Raw genomic sequence first — 18,617 nt, 5'->3', positions numbered from 1 at the left:
CTCTCCGGCGTCGTCGTGGCGAGTGCAGCGCGCTTCATGCGTTCCACGGTAGCAGCTCCGCGCTGCCGGTGTTGATCCTTTCCGGATCGGAGTCCGGCGGCTCAGAAGCCGGCAGCTCAGAAGAGCGTCACGCATCCGCGCGCGGCCAGCGCCGTCAGCAGCCGGGCCGACGGCCGCACCGCGTTCCACCGCAGGTCCAGCTTCTCCAGCGCGGGCAGTGCCGCCGGATCGGCCAGCCAGTCGGGCAGTTCGGTGATCCGGTTGCCGCGCAGGTCGAGGCGGCGCAGTTGCGGAAGCCCGGCGAGCACGGCGGGCACTTCGGTGAGGACGTTCTCCCGGAGTTCCAGCTCGCGCAGCTCGGCGAGCCGGCCGACGGAGTCCGGCAAGCCGGTCAACTCGTTTCCACGCAACCACAGTTCGCGCAGAGCACCGAGTTCGCCGATCGACTCCGGCAGGGCGGTGAGCCGGTTGTGCTGCGCGCGCAGCTCGATCAGCGAGGCCAATCCTCCGATGGTGGAGGGGAGTTCGGTGAGAGGGTTCTCGCCGACGTTGAGGTAGCGCAGCACGGTGAGCCGCCCGAGCGCCTCGGGCAGGGCGGTCAGCGCGTTGTCGTGCAGGTAGAGGAAGTCCCCGAGCCCGGTGAGGTCGCAGAGCTCGACGGGCAGTGCGGTGAGCCGGTTGTGCCCGAGGTCGAGGGTCCGCAGCCCGGTCAACCGGCCGATTCCGGGCCGGAGTTCACGGATACCGGTCTCGGCGAGAATGAGCACGGTCAGCTCGGTGCGGTCCCACACCTCCGGCGGCACCTCGCCGAGCGGCTGGCGCCACAGGTTGAGCGTCACGTCCGTCACATCCGTCACGTCCGTCACGTCCGTCATCCCATCACGCCCGTCGCGTCGGTCATACCCGTCATGCCCGTCACGTCCGTCACGTCCGTCATGCCGGCGTCCCCTGGGCCGGACCGATGCGGAACTCCGCCAGCTGCCGGCCGTACCAGCGGTCGGTCAGCCCGGCGCTGGTCATCCCGAGGCGCCGGCAGACCGCCGCCGACCGGATGTTGTCCAGGGCCAGCACGGCGCGGATCTCGGTCAGGCCGTCGGCGAAGCCCTTGGCCAGGGCGGCCCGGGCGGCCTCGGTGGCGATGCCCTGGCCCCAGCTGTCGGGGTGGAGGTGCCAGCCGATCTCGATCTCGCCGTCCCCGTCCGGCAGCGGTACCAGGAGGACCGTGCCGGCGACGGTGCCGGTGTCGCGCCGCTCGACCGCCCAGGCGCCGTAGCGCGGGTCGGCGGAGCGCTGCCGGCAGCGCTCGATGAAGGCCCCGGCCTCCTCGGGCCCGGTCATGGCGCGCGGGGTCCGGCCGAGCCACCGGGCGACCTCCCAGCGGGAGTAGATGTCGAAGGCGCGCTCCCGGTCCGCCATGGTCCACTGACGCACCACCAGCCGTTCGGTGGTCAGCACCGTCTCCGAGCCCTGTTCCGTTCCCGCCATGGCGCGTACCCCTCTCCGATGATGTGTGGATCACCGTACGCACCCGGGCCACCGGGTGGAACTCCGCAGCCGCTCCACCGCCGGAACCCGGGTGCGAAGTCCCGGCGGTGGGGCGGCGGAACAGCGGGCGGGTCAGCCGAGCTTCGGCACCACGCCGGCCGGGGCCGGCGCGCCGCCCGCCCCCTGCCCGCTGCCGCAGAAGGCCTGCTCCAGGAAGCCGGCCTCCGCCTGCATCTGCGCGGTGAACTGAGCCTCGTCGCCGCGCGGGGTGACGGACAGCGACACCTGCCGGTCACCCGAGCTCCACAGCTGGGTGCTGTACCCGGGCACCGAGCCGTTGTGCCCGTAGACCGGGCCGCAGGAGAGCTGCCAGCCGGCCAGCCCGAGCCCGTAACCCAGCGCGGTCGGCACGCCCCCGGCCTCGATCGGGACGGTCGCGGCCATCTCCTTCAGCAGCGCCGGCGGCAGCAGCCGGCCGCCCAGCAGGGCCTTGTCGAAGCGGTTCAGGTCGCCCAGGGTGGAGATCAGCTCGCCGGCCGAGTTCGCCCAGGTGAGGCTCGCCACCGTCACGTCCCGGTCGCTGCGGTCCTCCGGGCCGGGGCCCTCGGGCAGCGTCCAGTAGCCGTGCGCGTGCGGGCCCCGGATGCCGGTGGCCGTGCCCGGGAAGTACGTGCCGGTGAGGCCGAGTGGGCGCAGGATGCGCGCGGTGACCTCCTGGGCGTAGCCGTGCCCGGTCACCTTCTCGATGATCATGCCGAGCAGGGTGTAGTTGACGTTGGAGTAGCCGAACCCGGTGCCCGGCGGGAAGTTGGGCGCGTGCGCCACCGAGGAGGACACCACCTGGGCCGGGGTGATGTGCCGGGTCAGGCCACCCTGGTCCAGCCAGTTCCGGATGGCCGCCGAGTCTGTCCAGTCGGGGAAGACCCCGCCCTTCTCGTTGGTGGAGTCCCAGAGTCCGGAGCTGTGGTTGAGCAGCTGACGGACGGTGATGCGGTCGCCGTTCGGGACCAGCCCGGGCAGGTGCCGCGCGACCGGGTCGTCCAGGCCGATCCGCCCCTCCCCGACCAGCTGGAGCACCGTGGTGGCGATGAACACCTTGGTGACGCTGCCGACCCGGAAGCGTCCGTCCGTGCGGAGCGGTGCGCCGGTGGCCAGGTCGGAGACGCCGGACGCGCCGCGCCAGACTCCCTTCCCGTCCCTGACCTCCGCGATCGCCCCGGCCGCGCCGGCATCGGTCAGCGCCCGCAGGGCCGCCGCCCGCGGATCGTCGGTGCCCGGCCGCCCGTCGGCGGCCTCGGCCGCACCCGCCGAGACCACCGGCCCGGCCAGTGCCAGACAGACCGCCCCCACCAGCGCGGAAACAAACGTACGACGTGCCATGCGACCCCACCTTCGCCGTCGGCGAGCAGCTCCCCGCCCTCGTCGCCCAGCCTCACCGCATCGTTGACGGCCAGTCATCCCCCGCCGGGAGGAACCGGTCGTACACCCGCCAACGGAGGGCATCCGCCGGAAGGCGGAGGCCCTCCGACAGCCGCAACCACCGGGCCGGGGACGGGAGGGGAACCTCCGGCAGGCCCGACTACCGGCCCGGCGCGGGGCGGACCGGGTGCTTGCTCAGGATGGACACCCGGTTGAAGGAGTTGATGGTGATCGCCACCCACACCGCCGCGGAGATCTCCTCGTCGCTCAGCACCTCGCGCGCCACGGCGTACGCGGCCTCCTGGAGCGCCGCGTCCGCCGGGGCCGTGGTCGCCTCGGCCAGCCCGAGCGCGGCACGCTCCCGGTCGCTGAAGACCTCGGTGTCGCGCCAGGCCGGGAGCACGCCCAGCCGCTGGGTGGTCTCGCCCTCGCGGATCGCGGCCCTGGTGTGCACGTGCAGGCAGTAGGCGCAGCCGTTGATCTGCGACACCCGGAGGTTGACCAGCTCGATCAGCCGGCGGTCCAGCCCGGCCACGGCCGCGGCCTCGCGCGCCGCCTCGGCGGCGGCCAGCAGCGCCTTGTAGGCCTGGGGGCTCTGCTTGTCAATGAACACCCGCTGGTCCGTCGGGACCACCGTCACATCACTCACCTGGACTCCTTAGGCTGATCATGCTGTCGCCCGCCACTCTGCCATGGCATGATAGTTGAATATAGAACTAAACGCACCCCCGGGAGGGACCCACCGTGAGCACCGCCGAGACCGACCTCGTCGAGACGCCCGCCGCCGATCCGCGGGTGGAGGTCCTGCCCGCCCGGGACGTGCCGCTCGGCGGCCCGCGCGCGATGACCGTACGCCGCACCCTGCCCCAGCGTTCCCGCACCATGATCGGCGCCTGGTGCTTCGTCGACCACTACGGGCCCGACGACGTCGCGAGCACCGGCGGCATGGACGTCGCCCCGCACCCCCACACCGGGCTGCAGACCGTGAGCTGGCTGTTCACCGGCGAGATCGAGCACCGGGACAGCCTCGGCGTGCACGCGTACGTCCGGCCGGGCGAGGTCAACCTGATGACCTCCGGCCGCGGCATCGCCCACTCCGAGGTCTCCACCCCGGCCACCACCGTCCTGCACGGCGTGCAACTGTGGGTCGCCCTGCCCGAGGAGCACCGGCACACCGGGCGCGACTTCCGCCACCACGTGCCCGGCCTGGTCGCCCTCGACGGCGGCGAGGCACGGGTCTTCCTCGGCACCCTCGCCGGCGACACCTCCCCCGTCCCCACCTTCACCCCGCTGCTCGGCGCCGAGCTGATCCTGCGCCCGCAGGCCACCGTCACCCTCGACGTCGACCCCGCCTTCGAACACGGCCTACTGGTCGACAGCGGCGAGGTCCGCCTCCTCGACACCCTGCTGCGCCCCGCCGAACTCGGCTACGTCACCCCCGGCCACAGCACGCTCACCCTCACCAACACCGGCGGGACCGACGCCCGGCTGGTCCTGCTCGGCGGCACGCCCTTCGAGGAGCAGATCGTCATGTGGTGGAACTTCATCGGGCGGTCTCACGAAGACATTACCCGAGCCCGCGAGGAATGGATGAGCTCCGCGAACCCCGACCGCTTCGGCGCCGTCGAGGGCTACCCGGGCGACCGCCTCCCCGCCCCCGAGCTCCCCGGCATCCCCCTGAAGCCGCGCGGGAGCGCGCGCTGACCTGCGCGTTCACCCTCACAGGGAGCCGACGGTCGCGCCCGCTCGGCTCCCCACCCCAGAAACCCGATCCGGGCGCCGGCCCGACCCTCTCGGAGCACTTTCACGCCTTCGGCGCCTTCCAAGGTCTGACCGTCTTCGCCAACGCCTGGCAGGACCAATGCTGACCCGATGCTGACTTTCCTGACGTATCGTCAGGAAAGTGGTCGCCCGGCGGCCGGCTCGACGGGTACACAGTTCGATGTCGCAGGCGTCGACCCGGCAGTACGCCCGCCGCTACTGTCCGTGGCCTCACAGGCCGTCCAACCAGCACCTCCACCGCACTGCCGCGAGGCTTGCCGAGGAGAATCCGCGACCGCCGGGTCCGCCTCGGAGCCACTCAGAGAAGACCAACGCAGGGTGCCCGCCATGGGGCACCCGCCCACAGCTCCGCAAGCGCTTCCTGGCAGCGGTCGGCGACCGTGACACCGGACGTGATCCGCCCTCTCTTCAGACGGCGTCGCCCCAGTGGCGAGCCGCACCGCAGGCATCCTGGAGCATTCGACCTGTCGCGTGTCGTTCCCAGCCGATCCGCGCCAACGCGCGATGTGCCCGCCCAGATGACGTGCACGTGTGCGACACGGACCTGATCGACCGTCCGGGAACCGGCCACCCCCACGGAGGGAGGCGCCCGGAGTGGCACCGCCCTCGGGGGCAGGAGGTCAGCTCTCCTGTCGGCCCACCGAGCCATCCGCGCGCCGGTGCTGCCGGTGACCGACGGCGGCCTCGTGGGTGACCATGAGGACGTCGATGTCGCCCGACAGGTCGATGGTGGTCTCGCCGATGCCCCGGCCGGTGAGGAAACGCCTGAGCCAGCCGCGGCGACTGGTGCCGAGGACCAGCTGGGTGGCGTCGTGGGCTCGGGCGAAGTCCAGCAGCGCCCTGGGGACGCGAGGCGGCCGTCGGAGTGGGTGGCCATCTGGAGGACGGCCTCCAGCCTCCGCGGCGGTCTACTGCTGGCCACGACCATAATCAACGAGATCTCCCCGGCGGCACCGGCAGCGGCCTTTACGGGCTCTCATGGCCGTCAGGATCGCCTCCTGTGCGCCGGACCGTCCTCCAGGTCCGACACACACGGCGTTACCACCCGGGCGTGCTCAGCGCGGGATGTCGATTCGGAAGCGCAGCCGGCAGATCACCGCGTCGGTGTGGCGCCGCAGGGCCCGGTCGAGGATCGCACCGCGCTGGTTCTGCAGCAGCCGGTGCCACGGGCGGGGCAGGTGCATCTCGGGGATCAGCACCACCAGTTCGTCGTGGTCCTCTTCCGCCGCGAGGGAGCGCAGGTAGTCGACGGTCGGGCGGGTCAGCGACCGCGTCCGGCTGGTCAGCACCGTCAACGGGACGTTCGGGTGCCACGCCTCCCACTCCTCCCGCACCCGCTCCACGCTCGGTGTGTCCGTGTCCTCCGGGTGGACGACGGTGACGGCGCGCACCTCGTCGCCGAGGGAGAGCGCGGCCCCGATCGCCTCCCGAGTCAGCAGGTTCACCGCGCCGACCGGGACGACCACCAACGAGCGCCGTTCCCGCGGCGCCGGCGGCACCTCGCCGATGTGCAACGCCCGGCCGATCCGCTCGTACGTCCGGTGCACCGATTCGAACAGCACCACCAACACGGCCACCGCGACGAAGACCAGCCAGCCGCCCTCGCCGAACTTGGCGACCAGCTCGATCACCGTCGCCGCCGCCGTCAGCACCGCCCCGGCCCCGTTGAGGACGGCCCTGCCCCGCCATCCGGGCCCGCGCTCGGCCCGCCAGTGCCGCACCATACCGATCTGCGAGATGGTGAACCCGATGAACACCCCGATCGCGAACACCGGCACCAGCGCCTGGGTGTCGCCCTGCGCACCGATCAGCAATACCAGGGCGGCACCCGCCAGCACCAGCACGCCGTACCGGTAGACCTGACGGTCCGCCCGCAGGCCGAAAACGTGCGGCACATGGTGGTCCCGGGCGAGCAGCGACGCCAGGACCGGCATCCCGCCGAAGGAGGTGTTGGCCGCCAACGCCAGCAGCGCCATGGTGGCGAACTGGACGACGTAGAAGCCGAGGTTGTGGCCCAGGGCGCCGTCCGTGAGCTGGGCGAGCACCGTCTTGGTGTTGCTCGGGGCGACGTGCCACCGCTCGATCAGCAGCGCGAGACCGATCAGCATCGCCCCCAGCAGCGCGCCGAGCGCGACCTCGGTCCGCTGAGCCCGCCGCACCCGGGGCGTACGGAAGGTCGGCACCGCGTTGGCGATCGCCTCCACGCCGGTGAGCGCCGCGCACCCGGAGGCGAAGGCCTTGAGCAGCAGGAGCAGCCCGACGGTCTCGGTGGCCTCCCCCACGCGGGCCGGCTCGGTCACCGGGTGCGCGCGCAGCAGGCCGACGGCGATCACGGCGAAGATCGCCACGACGAACACGACGGTCGGCACGACCAGCGCCCTGGCCGACTCGGCGACGCCGTACAGGTTGACGCCGGTGATCAGCGCCAGGACGGCCACGCACAGCCCCACCCGCTCCGGATACAGCCCAGGGAACGCCGAGGTGAGCGCGGCCACCCCGGCCGAGACCGACACGGCGACGTTCAGCACGTAGTCGATGACCAGCGACGCCGCCGCGACCAGGCTCACCCGCCGCCCGAGGTGTGCCCGGGCCACCGCGTACGCGCCGCCGCCGTTCGGGAACGCGGCGACCACCTGTCGGTAGGAGACGGTCAGCGCGGTCAGCAGCACCACGATCGCGACCGTCACCGGCAGGGTGAAGCCCAGACCGTGCGCGCCCGCCGCCGCGAGGACCAGCACGATCGCCTCGGGACCGTACGCCACGGACGCCATCGCGTCCAGCGAGAGCGCGGCGAGCCCTTGAGGGACCGTCAACCGGTCCCGTTCGCGCCCCTCAACGGACACGTCCCCCGGCGCCGCACCTGCCGCCATCCCCGGACCTCCGCCTCGACCGTCCCCAAAGGACCGACGCTAGCGGCAGACCGGCGCGCCGAGCTGCGCGACGCGCGACGGGCCTCCCGCCACCGGGCAGGCCCTATATCACCGGACCGGCGTTCGAGGTAGCGCAGCCGTAGCCGGGCGTGCTCGTCGCACAGCTCGGCCGAGAAGGCGCGCAACAGTCGGGCATCGGGTGTGGTGAGCGCCACTTCCACCGTGCACCGCCGCACACCCGCCTGCCCGTCGTCCTCCGCGCCGGCGGCCGGGCGGCCTCCGGGCGCGGGCGGGCAAAACGCCTGGTAGACAGGATCTGGAGGTGTTCCATGCTTCGCCACCTGGACCGCGACCGGGTCGCGGTCATCGCGGCCCTGCTCGCCCCGCTCGCCCTCGCGGCCGTGCTGGTGCCGGTACGGTCCCATGTATCGAACACGGAGGTCGCGCTGGTCCTGGTCGTGGCGGTCGTGGCGGTCTCGGCGCTGGGGAACCGCTTGGCCGGCGCCCTTGCCGCGCTGTCCGCCGCCCTCTGGTACGACTTCTTCTTCACCATGCCGTACCAGACGTTCTCGATCACCAAGTCCGCCGACGTCAGGACCGCGGTGCTGCTCCTGCTGGTCGGGCTCGCCGTCTCCCAGCTGGCCGCCCGGGCCCGCCGTCTCGAAGTGGTCGCCATCACGGACGCCCGTTACCTGGAACAGCTCCACGAGGCGGCGGCGATCGCCCAGCGCCGCGATTCCGCCGGCCTCGTGGACCACGTCGCCCGCCAGCTGGTCGATCTTCTCCAACTGCGCGGCTGCCGCTTCGAGCACGGAAAGCTGACCGGGCACCCGCCGCGCCTGGAGCAGGACGGCTCGGTGGTGACCGGCTCCCGGACCCTGGACGTCGGGCAGCACGGCATGCCGGAGGAGGAGATCGAGCTCCGGGCGTTCGGCAACGGCCGGTACTACGGCCGGTTCATGATGAGCCCGACCCCGGGCACCAAGCCGTCGCTCCAGGCGCGCCTGGTCGCGGTGACCCTCGCCGACCAGGTCGGCTCCGCCCTGGACACGGCCCAGACGCCGACACGCGAGTAGCCGGGCCGTTCGCCCAGGCCACCGAACGGCCCGCACCGGGCCCCCGCGTCAGCGGCCCACAAGGCCGAGCGCCGCCTCCTCCCGGTCGAGGTCGTGCTGGAGGCGGCGGCGGGTGGTGTCGCTGATGCGGTGCTCGTCGTAGAGCCGATGCAGTTCGGTGCCCTGGACGGCGATGACCTCGTGCCGCAGCTGACGGTAGGCGGCGTCGGCGGTGGTGCCGTCGGGGGCCTCGGGAGTGCGGTCGAGGCGGGCGGTGAGGGCGCGGCGCACCCGGTCGAGGGCGGTGTCCGGTAGGGCCTCCAGTTCGGCAAGGTGCTCAATGTGGTCGAGGGCGGCCCGGTTGAGGGCGTCGCGGGCGTCGTCCTCCTCGCGGGCGGTGTGCTCGGGTTCGAGGGCGAGGCCGGAGCGGTTGACGACGGCGGCGAGGGTCAGGCCTTGGACGACCAGGGTGAACACGACGACGGCGGTGGTGAGCACCAGGATCAGCGGCCGTCCGGCGAGTTTCGTCCCGTCGTCGGTGACCAGGGGGATGGACAGGGCGGCGGCCAGGGGCATGACGCCCCGGGTGCCGGCCCAGGTGACCACTCCGGCGACCCGCCAGCACAGTCGGCCCCGGCCCTGGCTGGGCTTGACGGCGCGAGTCAGTGGCAGCGTGGAGAGCACCCGCACCGCGATCAGCACCGCCGCCAGCGCGAGCGCCTGCAGCGGCCACCAGCCGGTACCGGCCGGCAGGTCCCGCACCAGCGTCGGCAGTTCCAGGCCGACGATGCTGAACACGACGCTCTCCAGCAGGAACACCACCACCGCGTACACGGCGTGCAGCTGCAGCCGGCTGTGGGCGTCGGTGAGCCGGTGTCCTGAGCGGCCCAGCAGCACACCGGCCACCACGACCGAGGTGACACCGGAGGTGTACACGGACTCCGCGAGCACGTACGCCGCATACGGGGTGACCAGCGCGATGACCGTCTCCAGCACCGGGTCGGTGGTGCGGCGGCGCACCAGCCAGACCAGGCCCGCGATGACAGCACCGACCGCGCTGCCGCCCCCTCCGAGCAGCAGGAACTCCCCGCCCGTCGCCGGCAGGCTCACCGAGGCGCCTACGGCCACCGCGATGCCGACGGCGACCTTGAACAGCACCAGCGAGGTGGCGTCGTTGAACAGGCTCTCCGCCTGCACCAGGACCTGGACGCGTCCTGGCAACGCCAGGCGGCGCCCGAGCGCGGTGACGGCCGTGAAACCGACGGCGGCAGCGGAGGCGAAGACCAGGCCGAAGGACAGGATCGTGACCGGCCGCCACACCGTGCGCAGGTCCCGCAGCGACAGCTCCTCGGCGGAGGCGTACAACAGCGGCGGCAGCACCACCATGCCGATGATCTGCGGGGGAACACGCAGCGCGGGAACGCCGGGTATCAGCGCCACGCCGATGCCCGCCAGGACCAGCAACGAGGGCGCGGGAACGCGCAGGCGCCGGGCGAAGGTGGCCACGGTCGTGGCCAGAACCACCAGGACGAGAACGATCGCCACAACGTGCATCGGTGGAAAGGACCCCATCGCAGGAATCGGGGTCACTGCCGCCGATCGCCGCAGTCATCCCCGCGCCGACCAGACTTCCCGGCACACCCGCGGTCATCTTATCGGGGCATTTGCAGAGATGGGCAGAGACGGAACCACGGGGCGTCGGGGCGCAAGCGGTGCGAACAGGGCGTGCCTGTCTCTCTCTGCCCGCGCCCCGCTGATGGTCACTCGCCGCGCTCCTCCGACGGCGGGTGGCGGACGCAGGAGAGCCGGACCTCGGCGGCCCACGTCGCCGATCAGGCGAACTCGCGCAGCCGCGGCCGTACTCCCAGCGCGGTCAGGGCGAGCGCCGCCGCCAGCGCCGCCGCGCCCAGACCGGCGGTGGTGGCGTCGAGGTCGTCATCCGTGGCGGCGACGGCGCCGTCGAAGGCGCGCTGATTGATGGCCTGGTCGTCGTCCAGGGCGGCACTGAGTACCCCGAAGTCGGCGTTGGACTGGCCGGGGGTGAGACCGGTATCGAAGGTCAGGGCCTCCTTCAGCCGCCCTTGGGTGTTGAGCTCGCGGATCTTCCGGTCGTCCCGCTGGTACTGCTGGAAGGCGGTCAACACCCGTTCCGCCGCGTCCTGTTCACCGGCGAAGGTGATGTTGCGCAGTTCGTCGCCGAGGTATCCACCGAAGTCCACCTGGCCGTGGTCGGCCCGGTGCCGGTCGGCCGCCGCTGCGAGTCTGTCGTCGTACGTGGTGAGGGTGGCGCCGTCGACCCGCGCGAAGGCCTGGGTCTTGTCGAGGAAGCTCTGCTCGTAGGCGGCCGCCCGGGACGGGTCGGTCAGGTAGCGGCTCTCGTCCGCGTTGAGGTCGTACGCCACCGCACGGGCCCGGCTGAGGGCGATCACCGAGTCGAAGGAGTTGCTTTTGGCGACCACCAGCTGATGGTCCGCCCGGGAGGTCAGCGTCAGCGCGGTGACCAGTTCGGCGAGGGCGAGCAGGCTCGTGACGGCCAACGGGACGTTCACCAGCCGACGGAAGCGCACCATGAGCAGCCGTTGCAGCACCCCGAGCGCGACCAGGGCGAGCAGACCGGTGGCCAGGATCCCCCACCAGCCACCGGCCAGGGCGTCGCGCTGGTCGGTGTAGTTGCGCTCCACCACGGAAGCGTTGGCCTTGGTCACCTCGTCGACGGCTGGCAGCAGGCGCTGGCGCAGGAGGTCGGTTGCCTGCCGGTAGGTCGCGAGGGCGTCCGCCGGCGGGCGGCCCGCCGGAGCGTGGGCCTGGTCCTCCAGCAACTGGGCACGGGCCACCAGGGCCTCGTAGCGGCCGAGTTCACCGATGACGGTCTGCACGGCCCGCTGTCCGGCCGCATCACCGGCCACGGCCTCCGCGACGCGCTGCAGGTCGGCGTCGGCCTGGGTGCGCCGCTGCTCGTAGGTGTCCAGGGTCTCCTGGTGCAGCGCCGCGTAGTTCGGGTCGGCGCCGAGCAGCAGCAGGTTGGCGGCCTGGGCGTCCATGTCGTTGAGCGCGAAGTAGAGGTCGGCCGAGCGCACCACCTGCGGGGCGGCCTGGTGACCGATGACGTCCGTTTCGTCCCGGGCCCCGCCCAGGACGGTGGCGGTCACCGTGCCGGCGGCGATCAGCGCCAACAGGCAGAGCCCGGTGAGCCCGCGCACCAGGCGCGGGGTTTTCCACCAGGCCCGGCCGTGCCAGGAGCGGCCGGACCGGTGACGGGGGGCGCGCGGCCCGGGGAGTGATACGACAGTCTCCTGTCGCGCCGTCTCCGGCGCGACCGTGTTCCCCACGACCGCCGTACCGCCCGACGTACCCGTTGGCATCGCCGCGCGCCCCCTCCCCCTGTTTTTCACTGGCCGCCGAACCTTTCCCCGGAGGAACCCGCCGGGGGTCGGGATTCGGCAACGGTCCCCCGCCAGGCCCCACGCCCGGGCGGCGAATCGTTTCCTCGCAGATGACGCTAGGTGCAGTCGGAGGTTCACCCGCCCGCCCTGACACGTCCTTGATGTTTCCGAGGTCCGTCTTGACGAGGCATTGGCGCGGGATCCGTCCGACAGGAGGCCATGGCGCGGTCCAGGCGGAGCGTCTTCAGCTCAGCAAGTGACCGTCCACTGCTGCTCGACGGATCCGTCGCAGGTCCACACGCCGAGCGTCTTCTGGTCTTCGTGGTAGGCCAGGCAGTCCTGGTCGCTGATCGGCCCTGATGCGATCTTGACGATCCGTGCAACGGCTCGGCCCCTGAGACGCCGTCCGTCCGCAAGCCGGACGACGGGCCTCAGGGGCCGAAGGTGTGAACCCGGTGCCGGTGGCACGCGGCACCGGGTGGGTCTGTCGCGTTACTGCCCGGCCTTTCGGCCGTGGTTCGCCTTCTTCTTCCGGCGGGCCTTCTTCTTGCGGGCGCGCTTGGACATCGTGAGTCCTCCGGCTCTTCAGGTCGTACGGTTCAGGAAGCCTGGCCGACCAGCTGGTCGGCCAGCTTGGCCAGACGCTTCAGCGAGCGCTCCTCCTGGGCGGCCTGCGCGGTCGGCGCGATGGCATTGCCGTCGTAGTAGGCGCCGTTGGCGACGGCCGTCTCCGGCAGGCAGAGCCGCACGACGGCCGCCGCGCCCTCCGCGGCCGGCGCGCCGACCCGCCCGTACAGCGGCAGCAGCGCGGTGTCGCACAGGCCCGGATTGACACTGACGGCGGTGATGCCGGAGCCGGCCGGGGCCATGTCGGCGGTCGCCATGGTGAGCGCGAGCTGCGACTGCGCGTACGCGGCGACCCGCGAGTACCTCTTCACCCGGTGCGGGTCCGACCAGTTCATCGAGGCGGTGCGGTGCAGCGAGGAGGAGACGTTGACGATCCGGGCGTCGCCGGCCGCCGACAGCGGCGCGCGCAGCAGCTTCGCCAGCAGGTGCGCGGCCAGGAAGTTGACCTGCAGCGAGACCTCGTTGCCGTCGCCGGTGAGGGTGCAGCGCTCGGGCGCCATCGCCGCGGCGTTGTTCACCAGCAGGTCCAGCGCCGGGTAGTGCTTGACGACCGTGCCGGCCAGCCCCGCGACCTCCGCGAGGTGGGTGAAGTCGGCTGCCAGCTCGACGAGTCGGTCCCTCCGAGCACCCGCGTCGACCAGCCGGGCGACGGCGGCCTCGGCCTCGCCGGTGGTGCGCGCGTGCACGAGCACGGTCGCACCGTGCGCGGCGAGCAGTCGGGCGGTCTCCCAGCCGATCCCGGAGGAGGCGCCGGTGACGAGGGCGGTGCAGGAGGACAGAACAACGTCGGACATGACCCATCCAAGGGTGGAAGGCACCGGCGGGGTGCGAAGGCGGCGCGGCACGAAGCCGTACGCCTCCGGGGCCGACGGTGCGAAAAGGGTGTGATGCGATGGACCGCTCGTCCGCCCCCTGCCCTCGGAGCCCTCCGGAACAGGGAACGGACGGCGGTGATCGGCACGGGCACGACGAACGGCACCCGGCCCGTGCACGCGACCGGCGGAGAGCGGGAAGGGGCTCGGTCCTACCGGACGGCGATGGCGACCGCGACAGCGACGATCCGCGGCCGACTATGCGGCGGGCGGTCGTGATGGCGTGTCGAGCGGTGCATGTCCTCCATCAAAGCCTTCCCCGAGACCCGGGGCAAGCCGGTTCACCCTCCCTGATGAACCCCTGACGGGCCACCAGCGAGTCCTTGACGACGCAGCCGGTCCGGAGCCAGCCGGAGACATCAACCATCGTGAAGCCATAGGTAGTTGCAGATCATCCCGTCCTGTCCTCACCAAGGTGCTCGACGGGGCCGCGAAGAACGGGAAGCTGTTCGCCGAGGCGCAGAGACAGGGCATGCCCGCCATCGCGATGAGCGACCACGGCAACATGTTCGGCGCGTACGAGTTCTTCCACGCCGCCGCCAAGACCTCCGTGAAGCCGATCATCGGCATCGAGGCGTACGTCGCGCCCGGCTCGCGCTTCGAGAAGAAGCAGGTCTTCTGGTCCCCCGGCGGCCAGCGCCCGACCGGCGCCGACGGCGAGGGCGGTAAGGACGTCTCCGGCGGCGGCCGGTACACCCACATGACGATGTGGGCGCAGAACGCGACCGGCCTGCGGAACCTCTTCCGGCTCTCCTCGACCGCGTCGATGGAGGGCTACTACATGAAGCCCCGGATGGACCGCGAGCTGATCGCCGCGCACGCGGACGGCATCATCGCCACCACCGGCTGCCCCTCCGGCGAGGTGCAGACCCGGCTGCGGCTCGGCCAGTACGAGGAGGCGGTCAAGGCCGCCGGCGCCTACCAGGACATCTTCGGGAGGGAGAACTACTTCCTGGAGCTGATGGACCACGGCCTGGACATCGAGCGCGAGGTCCGCTCCGACCTGCTGCGGCTGGCCAAGCAGCTGAACATCCCGCTGCTGGCCACCAACGACTCCCACTACGTCACCGCCGACCAGGCGGACGCCCACGACAGCCTGCTCTGCGTCGGCGTGGGCAAGAACAAGGACGACCCGAACCGCTTCAAGTTCCAGGGCACCGGCTACTACGTCAAGACCGCCGAGGAGATGCGCGAACTCTTCCGCGAGCTGCCGGAGGCGTGCGACAACACGCTGGCGATCGCCGAGCGGATCGAGTCGTACGAGGAGGTCTTCACCTACGTCGACCGGATGCCGCAGTTCGACGTGCCCGAGGGCGAGACCCAGGCCTCCTTCCTGCGCAAGAAGATCGAGATCGGGCTGAAGCAACGCTACGGCGACGACCCGAGCCAGGAGGTGCTGGACCGGATCGAGCTGGAGATGGGCGTGATCACCCCGATGGGGTTCGACGCCTACTTCCTCGTGGTCGCCGACATCTGCCAGTACGGCCGGGACAACGGCATCCCTGTCGGCCCGGGCCGCGGTTCGGCGGCCGGCTCGATGGTCGCCTACCTGACCGGCATCACCCAGCTGGATCCGCTGGAGCACGACCTGCTGTTCGAGCGGTTCCTCAACCCCGAGCGCATCAACCCCCCGGACGTCGACATCGACTTCGACGACCGCCAGCGCGACCAGATGGTCCGCTACGTCACCGACAAGTACGGCGCCGCCTACACAGCCCAGGTCAACACCTTCGGCACGATCAAGGCCAAGGCCGCCGTCAAGGACGCGAACCGCATCCTCGGCTACCCGTTCTCGATGGGCGACCGGATCACCAAGGCGATGCCCCCGGACGTCATGGGCAAGGGCGTCCCGCTGGCCGACCTGTTCAACGAGAAGCACCCCCGCTACAACGAGGGCACCGAGATCCGAGGGCTCTACGAAAGCGAACCGGACGTCCGCAAGATCATCGACACCGGACGGGGCATCGAGGGCCTGATCCGCGGCACCGGCGTGCACGCCGCCGCCGTCATCCTCTCCTCCACCCCGCTGCTCGACCTCATCCCGCTACACATGCGGGACAAGGACGGCGTGATCATCACCGGCTTCGACTACCCGTCCTGCGAAGCCATGGGCCTGATCAAGATGGACTTCCTGGGCCTGCGGAACCTGGGAATCATCGACCACTGCATCAAGATCGTCAAAGCCAACCGGGGCATCGACGTCGACATCGAGAACATCCCGCTCGACGACCCCACCACCTACCAACTCCTCGCCCGCGGCGACACCCTGGGCGTCTTCCAGCTCGACGGCGGCCCCATGCGGGCCCTGCTGCGGCTGATGAAGCCCACCGAGTTCGCCGACATCTCCGCAGTCTCCGCGCTGTACCGGCCCGGCCCGATGGGGATGAACTCCCACACCAACTACGCGCTGCGCAAGAACGGCCAGCAGGAGATCGTCCCGATCCACCCCGAGCTGGAGGCACCGCTCGCCGAGGTCCTCGGCCCCACCTACGGCCTCATCGTCTACCAGGAGCAGGTCCAGCGAGCCGCCCAGGTCCTGGCCGGCTACAGCCTCGGCCAGGCAGACCTGCTGCGCCGCGCGATGGGCAAGAAGAAGAAGGAGGTCCTGGAGAAGGAGTTCGTCCCCTTCCACGCGGGCTGCCAGGAACGCGGCTACTCGGACGAGGCCATCCAGGCGGTCTGGGACGTCCTGGTGCCCTTCGCCGGCTACGCCTTCAACAAGTCGCACTCCGCCGCCTACGGCCTGGTCTCGTACCAGACCGCCTACCTCAAGGCCAACTACCCGGCCGAGTACATGGCCGCGCTGCTCACCTCGGTGGCCGACGACAAGGACAAGATGGCGGTCTACCTCGCCGAGTGCCGCCAGATGGGCATCCGCATCCTGTCCCCAGACGTCAACGAGTCGGTCGTCGACTTCACCGCCGTCGGCAGCGACGTCCGCTTCGGCCTCAAGGCCGTCCGCAACGTCGGCGTGCCCGTCATCGACTCGCTGGTGCGCACCCGCGACGAGAAGGGCAAGTACACCTCCTTCGCCGACTTCCTGGACAAGGTCGAGCTGGTGGTCTGCAACAAGCGCACCGTCGACTCCCTGGTCAAGGCGGGCGCCTTCGACTCCCTCGGCCACACCCGCCTCTCCCTGAGCACCGTGCACGAGAGCGCGATCGACGCCGTGACGGGCCTCAAGAAACAACAGGCGATCGGCCAGGACGAACTCTTCGGCGCCCTCGACGCCGACACGGACGGACCGGCCATCGGCCTGGACTTCGAGCTGACCGACCGGGAGTGGCCACGGCGCCAACTGCTCAGCCTCGAACGGGAGATGCTCGGCCTCTACGTCTCCAGCCACCCGCTCGACGGCGCCGAGCACATCCTCTCCCGCAACCGTGACAGCTCCATCGCCGAACTCCTCGGCTCCGGCCGCACCGAGGGCGAGGTCCGCCTCTCCGGCCTGATCACCGCCGTCGACCGGCGCATCAACAAGGCCGGCAACGCCTGGGCCATCATCACCCTCGCCGACCGCGACGGCTCGGTCGAAGTGCTGTTCTTCCCCGCCACCTACAACCTCATGGCCGGCCAGATGGTCGAGGACAACGTCATCGCGGTCCGCGGCCGGCTCAACGAGCGCGACGGATCCCTGAGCATCTTTGGTCAGGAGATCACCACCCTGGACATGACCTCCGCCGAACTCGGCACCAAGCCGCCCGTCCAGATCACCGTCCCCGCCGCCCGCATCACCCCGGGGAAGGTGGCCGAGCTGAAACTCGCCCTCCAGGCCCACCCCGGCGACGTACCGGTACGCCTGCTGACCACCAACTGGGACAAGGACACCCTCTACGAACTGGGCTTCCATGTGAACCCCGACAACGGCCTCGCCTCCGACGTCAAAACCCTCCTCGGATCCAACGCCTGGGCCGGAACCGTGTAGCGGGCGGCCTACGACCACCGACCGGCTGGGCAGCACGGCGGGCAGCCCGAACGCACAGCGGCCCACGGGCATCGAGGGCGAGGTGGCTTCCGTCAGCGCCGGACCGAAGCGGAATCGCCGCCCCGGCGCGCTCGCCCATTCGTCAAGAAGGCGCCAGCATGGCGTGCGAGGCCGCCAAGCCGGCATCAACGATCCGCCGCCGACCACCCGACCCATGGCCGACTTGAACCGTGTGCGCTTCGAATCCCCACGCGTTCACCCTGTGCTCCCATCGCCTGGGTTCGGCGCAGGCTTGCCGAATTGAAGCCGGAGGTTCAGATGGGCCACGCCACCGGGCCTGATGTCGGACCGATGTCGGAGCAGGTCGCCGAGGCAGCCACGCGACAGCGGCTGGGCGGTCATCGCGCGAGCTACGTTCCGGCACAGCCCTCACCGGTCCTTCAGCGGTCGGACCTCGTCGTCCTGTCCGTGCTCGTCGCCGTCCTGGCGCCCGCCGGCATCGCGCTGGCCCGAACGGCCCCGGTCTTCCTCGTCTTCTGCACGGTGCCCATCCCGGTTCTCCTGGCCTCCAGGCTCGCACGGGAGCTCCGCCACAGGAACGTCAGGAAGAACGCCGGCCTCCACTTCTGCGAGTGCGGCCTGATCACCGTCCTCCGAGGCACGCCGGGGGTGCTGCGTCGTCCTTGTCGCCACAGGTACACTCGGTGGTGCGGATGACCGAGGGGCTGGTGACCAGGGCCTGCTCGGTCACCGTCCTGACCATCGGTCTGTTGAACCAGTCGTTGACCGGGAGCACCTCGGTCCGGCCCGGCAACGGGATCCGGCCCGGCGGATGCCGGTTGACCGGCATGCAGGCCATGGGGCTGCTGTCGGCCGAGGCCGGCATGTGGCTGTTGACGCGCGAGCACTCGGGATCGGTGCGGACGACGTTGATCCGGCCGCCGGGCTCGGTGGTGATCTCCCTGATGCGCGAGCGCGTGAACCACGGCGAGGCGGGGTCCGTGCCGTCCACCCGATTCCGGAACCTCTTGTGGAGGAAGCCGGCGCCGGACCGAGCGCGGTCGTTCGACAACGCTCCGTTGCTGTCCGCGGCTCGGAGCGTGAGCCCGGTTACGTCACTTCGGGTGCCTACTGTGTTCGGCTGCAGGCACGAGCCCCTGTTCGGAGTGCGGACAGGCCACACCCAGGGCCCTACTACG

General features: G+C 71.2%; 13 protein-coding genes. 3 read left to right on the top strand and 10 right to left on the bottom strand.

Annotated elements, in window-relative coordinates:
- Positions 1-116: 116 nt before the first annotated feature.
- From ACIRRH_RS38195 to ACIRRH_RS38180, 4 genes are all read right to left on the bottom strand, one after another.
- A complete protein-coding gene (locus tag ACIRRH_RS38195) occupies positions 117-875 on the bottom strand; it encodes a leucine-rich repeat domain-containing protein (protein ID WP_403076946.1) in 759 nt (252 codons plus the stop codon).
- Positions 876-933: 58 nt separating this feature from the next.
- Positions 934-1,485 carry a GNAT family N-acetyltransferase gene (locus ACIRRH_RS38190; RefSeq protein ID WP_403076943.1) on the bottom strand — a complete coding sequence of 184 codons (552 nt, stop codon included), beginning with the start codon at positions 1,483-1,485 and terminating at the stop codon, positions 934-936.
- A 132-nt stretch (positions 1,486-1,617) separates the two neighbouring features.
- Positions 1,618-2,865, bottom strand: a complete 1,248-nt coding sequence (locus ACIRRH_RS38185; protein ID WP_403076940.1) for a serine hydrolase domain-containing protein — start codon at positions 2,863-2,865, stop codon at positions 1,618-1,620.
- 199 nt (positions 2,866-3,064) lie between these two features.
- Positions 3,065-3,553, bottom strand: coding sequence for a carboxymuconolactone decarboxylase family protein (locus ACIRRH_RS38180; RefSeq protein ID WP_403076937.1), 489 nt, complete (start codon positions 3,551-3,553; stop codon positions 3,065-3,067).
- Between the two features lie 95 nt (positions 3,554-3,648).
- On the opposite strand from ACIRRH_RS38180, the gene ACIRRH_RS38175 reads away from it, so the two are divergent.
- Positions 3,649-4,608, top strand: a complete 960-nt coding sequence (locus ACIRRH_RS38175; protein WP_403076934.1) for a pirin family protein — start codon at positions 3,649-3,651, stop codon at positions 4,606-4,608.
- A gap of 1,133 nt (positions 4,609-5,741) precedes the next feature.
- On the opposite strand, the gene ACIRRH_RS38170 is transcribed toward ACIRRH_RS38175, so the two are convergent.
- Entirely contained in the window at positions 5,742-7,556 is a 1,815-nt protein-coding gene (locus ACIRRH_RS38170; protein ID WP_403076931.1) for an APC family permease, read from the bottom strand.
- A 329-nt stretch (positions 7,557-7,885) separates the two neighbouring features.
- Here ACIRRH_RS38170 and ACIRRH_RS38165 point away from each other — a divergent pair, with 329 nt between their 5' ends.
- Positions 7,886-8,632: a DUF4118 domain-containing protein gene (locus ACIRRH_RS38165; RefSeq protein WP_403076928.1), complete on the top strand. Its 747-nt coding sequence runs from the start codon at positions 7,886-7,888 to the stop codon at positions 8,630-8,632.
- Between the two features lie 48 nt (positions 8,633-8,680).
- Here ACIRRH_RS38165 and ACIRRH_RS38160 read toward each other — a convergent pair whose 3' ends face one another.
- From ACIRRH_RS38160 to ACIRRH_RS38145, 4 genes are all read right to left on the bottom strand, one after another.
- Positions 8,681-10,165: a cation:proton antiporter gene (locus ACIRRH_RS38160; RefSeq protein ID WP_403076926.1), complete on the bottom strand. Its 1,485-nt coding sequence runs from the start codon at positions 10,163-10,165 to the stop codon at positions 8,681-8,683.
- A 278-nt stretch (positions 10,166-10,443) separates the two neighbouring features.
- Positions 10,444-11,811 (bottom strand): hypothetical protein, encoded by a 1,368-nt coding sequence (locus tag ACIRRH_RS38155; protein WP_403076924.1) that lies wholly within the window; start codon positions 11,809-11,811, stop codon positions 10,444-10,446.
- A gap of 675 nt (positions 11,812-12,486) precedes the next feature.
- Positions 12,487-12,561: a 50S ribosomal protein bL37 gene (locus tag ACIRRH_RS38150; protein WP_403077038.1), complete on the bottom strand. Its 75-nt coding sequence runs from the start codon at positions 12,559-12,561 to the stop codon at positions 12,487-12,489.
- 32 nt (positions 12,562-12,593) lie between these two features.
- A complete protein-coding gene (locus ACIRRH_RS38145; protein ID WP_403076921.1) occupies positions 12,594-13,415 on the bottom strand; it encodes an SDR family NAD(P)-dependent oxidoreductase in 822 nt (273 codons plus the stop codon).
- A 493-nt stretch (positions 13,416-13,908) separates the two neighbouring features.
- On the opposite strand from ACIRRH_RS38145, the gene dnaE reads away from it, so the two are divergent.
- A complete protein-coding gene (dnaE, locus tag ACIRRH_RS38140) occupies positions 13,909-17,418 on the top strand; it encodes a DNA polymerase III subunit alpha (protein WP_403076918.1) in 3,510 nt (1,169 codons plus the stop codon).
- A 643-nt stretch (positions 17,419-18,061) separates the two neighbouring features.
- Here the strand turns inward: dnaE and ACIRRH_RS38135 are convergent.
- Positions 18,062-18,430 carry a hypothetical protein gene (locus tag ACIRRH_RS38135; protein ID WP_403076916.1) on the bottom strand — a complete coding sequence of 123 codons (369 nt, stop codon included), beginning with the start codon at positions 18,428-18,430 and terminating at the stop codon, positions 18,062-18,064.
- Between the last annotated feature and the right edge of the window lie 187 nt (positions 18,431-18,617).

The sequence above is a fragment of the Kitasatospora sp. NPDC101235 genome, from assembly GCF_044767505.1.
Classification (GTDB): domain Bacteria; phylum Actinomycetota; class Actinomycetes; order Streptomycetales; family Streptomycetaceae; genus Kitasatospora.
The sequence above is the reverse complement of the archived record's forward strand: the minus strand, read 5'-3'. Positions and strand labels throughout refer to the sequence as shown.